The organism is Neorhizobium descurainiae, assembly GCF_051400715.1.
In the GTDB taxonomy this organism is placed as follows: Bacteria; Pseudomonadota; Alphaproteobacteria; order Rhizobiales; family Rhizobiaceae; genus Neorhizobium.
Genome location: NZ_JBLFFK010000058.1, coordinates 1 through 3,568, shown reverse-complemented (window position 1 = coordinate 3,568; position 3,568 = coordinate 1). Strand labels below are relative to the sequence as shown.

Sequence of the window (3,568 nt, the reverse complement as noted above, 5' to 3'; positions counted from 1 at the left end):
GGATGCGGGCCGTGTACCAGGCTTCGCCGGTCTGGGGATTGTGAATGAGATCGGCCGCGACCGCTGCGACGGTTCCGCCGATCTCCGGCGTGGTCCTCTGATTGAATGCAGAGAACCGCAGCACCGCCCGTTGGCCGACATGAAGCTGGTCGATATCGGCAGGCTGAATGCGTGCTTCCACGACAAGCGCATCATGTGTCGGGACGATCTGCATGATTGTCTCGCCCGGCGGGATCACGCCGCCGATCGTATGGACCGCCAACTCGTGGACGATGCCCGCCTGCGGTGAGAGGATGGCGATGCGCGACAGTTGGTCCTCGGCGGCAATCCGCTGTTCGGCCAATTCGGCAAGCTTGTTGTCCACGTCGCGAAGCTCCGTCAGCACTTCCGTCCGCCGGTCTTCATCGAGCTGCAGGATCTGCAGCTCGGTCTCGGTGATCCGAGTTGCGGTTCTGGCGATCTCGGTGATGAACTGCCCGCGCTCGCCTTCCAACTGTGCCTTCAGCCGTTGAAGCTCCGCCAATCGTGTGAACTGGATGAGCCCTTGCTCGCTGAGGCTCCGGACCCGTGAAAGCTCCTGCTCGATCCAGTCGAGCTCCTCGCTCTTGGCATCGCGCCTGACGATGAGCCCTTCGGTCTCCTTGCCGATCTGACCGATCCGCTCGCGCAGCTGCGATTTCTGCCCTTCGATTGTGCGCCGCCTCGCATGGAAGAGAGCTTTTTCCCCTTCCAGATACTCGCGAGCATTCTGCGGCCAGTTTTCGGTATCGGAAAAAACCGGAATGTCTTCGCTGCCGTCGCGTTCCGCCATCAGTCGCAGACGCCGGGCCTGCAATTGGTCGATCTGGCTCAGGACGATCCCAAGATTTGCCCGCGGCAGGGTATCATCAAGCCGCACAAGCACATCGCCGGCTTCGACATGAGACCCGTTTCGAACGAGGATCTCACCGACGATGCCGCCTTCCTTGTGCTGAACCTGCTTGACGTTGCCGTCGACGACGATCGTGCCCGCCCCGATGATCGCGCCGGAGAGGTTTGCCAATGCGGCCCATCCCCCGGCTCCGAAGATCAATAGCGCGATTGTCACAAGGGCCAGGAGAGACAGCCGCCGTATCGAGCGCGTTGCGGCGCTTGCCGGATAACCGCTCATGCTTTTTCCCCCACCGCCCGCATGGTTGTCTTGCGCAGGACTTCATCACGCGGGCCGAAAGCGACCACCCTGCCCTGGGCAAGGACGAGCGCATGATCGACGGCCGCCAGCGCGTTCGGTCGATGGGCGATCACAACGACGATCGAGCCCCTTTCCCGAGCAGCCGCGATCGCGTTCGTCAAGGCCATCTCGCCCTCGGCGTCCAGGCTGGCATTCGGCTCATCGAGCACGATCAGGAACGGGTTGCGGAAGAGCGCACGGGCAAGCCCCACCCGCTGCCGTTGCCCCGCCGAAAGCACGGCCCCCGAGGTTCCGATCTGCGTGTCGTATCCATCGGGGAGAGAAAGAATGAGGTCGTGGACACCAGCAAGCTTCGCGGCTTCAATGATGTCATCAGCTTTGGCTTCCCCTGCGAAACGCGCGATGTTCTCGGCGACGGTGCCGTCGAACAGTTCCACCCCTTGCGGGAGATAACCGATGGAGCTGCCCAGCGCTTCCGGATCCCACTGATCGATCTCCGCGCCATCGAGCCTCGCCGTTCCCTTTGCCGGCCGCCATATTCCAACCAGCGCGCGAGCCAGGGTCGATTTCCCGGAGCCGCTCGGACCAATGATCCCGACCGCCTGCCCGGCTTTCAGGCTGAAGCTAACGTCATGAACGATCGGCGTGTTCGATTGAGGTGGCGCCACCATCAACCCCGCCACCGCAAGCGATGCCTTCGGCGCTGGAAGCGGCATTGGCTCGGCCTTCACACTGAGCTTCTCCAGAAGTTCCCGAAGCCGCGCGGTCGCCTGTCGGGCATTCACAAAGCCGCGCCATTGCCCGATCGCCTGTTCAATCGGCGCCAGCGCCCGCGCGGTCAGGATCGAGGAGGCGATCATTGCTCCCGGGGACGCCAGTTGCTGGATCGCGAGCCAGGCGCCGAGGGCGAGGACGGCGGACTGAAGTGCAAGCCGAAAGATTTTGGAGATCGTCGCAAAGCCGCTGGTCGCATTGCTGGTGCGCCGCTGTTCTTCGATGTACTGGCTATTGGCCTCTCTCCATCGTTCCGAATAGGCCTGCCGCATGCCCATCGCATGCAGCGCTTCGGCATTGCGGCGGCCGGCTTCGATGAACTCTCCCCTGGCGTTGGCCAGTTGGGAAAGCCGCCGCATCGGCTTGCGCAGGATTGCCTCATTGCTCAGCGTCAAGATGACGAGAATGACGGCACCGGCGATCGCCAGCCAGCCGAGATAGGGATGAAACAGGAACAGGATCGCCAGATAGAACGGCAGCCACGGCATGTCGCAGATCGCGATCGGACCAGCACCACCCATGAACTGGCGGATCTGGTCGAGATCGCGAAGCGGCTGTGAAATCGCTTCCTTCTTCGACATCCGCAAGGGCAGCGCCAGGACAGCGTCGAACGTGGGATTGCCAAGCTCTTCTTCAATCCGCTGCCCGATCTGGGTGAGGATCCTTGCCCGGATCACCTCAAGGATGCCGAGAAAGAGATAAAGGCCAAGCGCCAGGAGAGACAGAGCGACAAGGGTCGGAACGCTCCTGCTCGTCAGCACCCGATCATAAACCTGCATCATGAACAGCGGGCCGACCAGCATCAAAAGGTTGGTGACGGCGCTCAACGCCGCGACGCTCACGAAAGCCGTTCGGGTCTGACGCAAGGCCCCGGCGACCAAGGGCTGGCCGGCTTTGCTGTTCACTGCCTTCCACAACGCTCAGACCATCTTCATGGAGTTTACCAAATCAACCTCGGCCAGTATCCGGGCCATGCTCGGGGAGGAAACGGAGAAGGCTAAGAATGTCGCCCTCTTTATCCCTGTGCAATCCTCCACGATTAATGACGTCGAAAAAATGACGCGGCACCCAATTCCTCATCGCCTGATGTTCATTGGCCCCGCACGCAAAGCATAAGCCGTGGGCACAATTGCAGTCCGGCCGAGGGACCCAGATGCACCTCGCTCCCAACGAGCCGGCATGGCAGAGCCAGGGCTGGCAAAAAGTTCTTGGACAAATGTAGCAAGTCGCCAAGGTTGGGGATACCCCATCGGCTTACATAAGCTGTCTGTTATGGTAACTTGCCCGAGGGCAAGCTGTGGGCGAAGCCACCTTAACGGGATGGATTATCAGGGGCCGCTGGTCCATTTTTGTTCATCAAATAGCTTCACCCTTTCCTACTGCGGGTGTGGGACGGTGGCGGTACCAAGCCCGATTTTCGGACTGACGATCCAATGTCGTCCGCGATCCTAGCACTGTGTCCTTTCGGTCTCCACGAAGGGCACAAGCTTGGCCGCGTGATGGCCCGGCGATCGGCAATGCCATCGCGCCTCTGGCACATTGTGCGAAACAGCATATTTTCGACACGATAGCCGGCCAAGGGACCGCACTTACAGGGTCGATGCCGGTCTTACGAGGTCGCTT

Annotated in this window: 2 protein-coding genes; both read right to left on the bottom strand. The window is 61.2% G+C overall.

What is annotated here, in order from left to right; genetic code table 11:
• On the bottom strand, positions 1-1,150 hold a 1,150-nt coding region (locus ACMGE0_RS33315), incomplete at its 3' end, for an HlyD family type I secretion periplasmic adaptor subunit (protein WP_436820129.1).
• Positions 1,147-2,850 carry a type I secretion system permease/ATPase gene (locus ACMGE0_RS33310; RefSeq protein ID WP_436820128.1) on the bottom strand — a complete coding sequence of 568 codons (1,704 nt, stop codon included), beginning with the start codon at positions 2,848-2,850 and terminating at the stop codon, positions 1,147-1,149. The genes ACMGE0_RS33310 and ACMGE0_RS33315, both read right to left, overlap by 4 nt.
• Between the last annotated feature and the right edge of the window lie 718 nt (positions 2,851-3,568).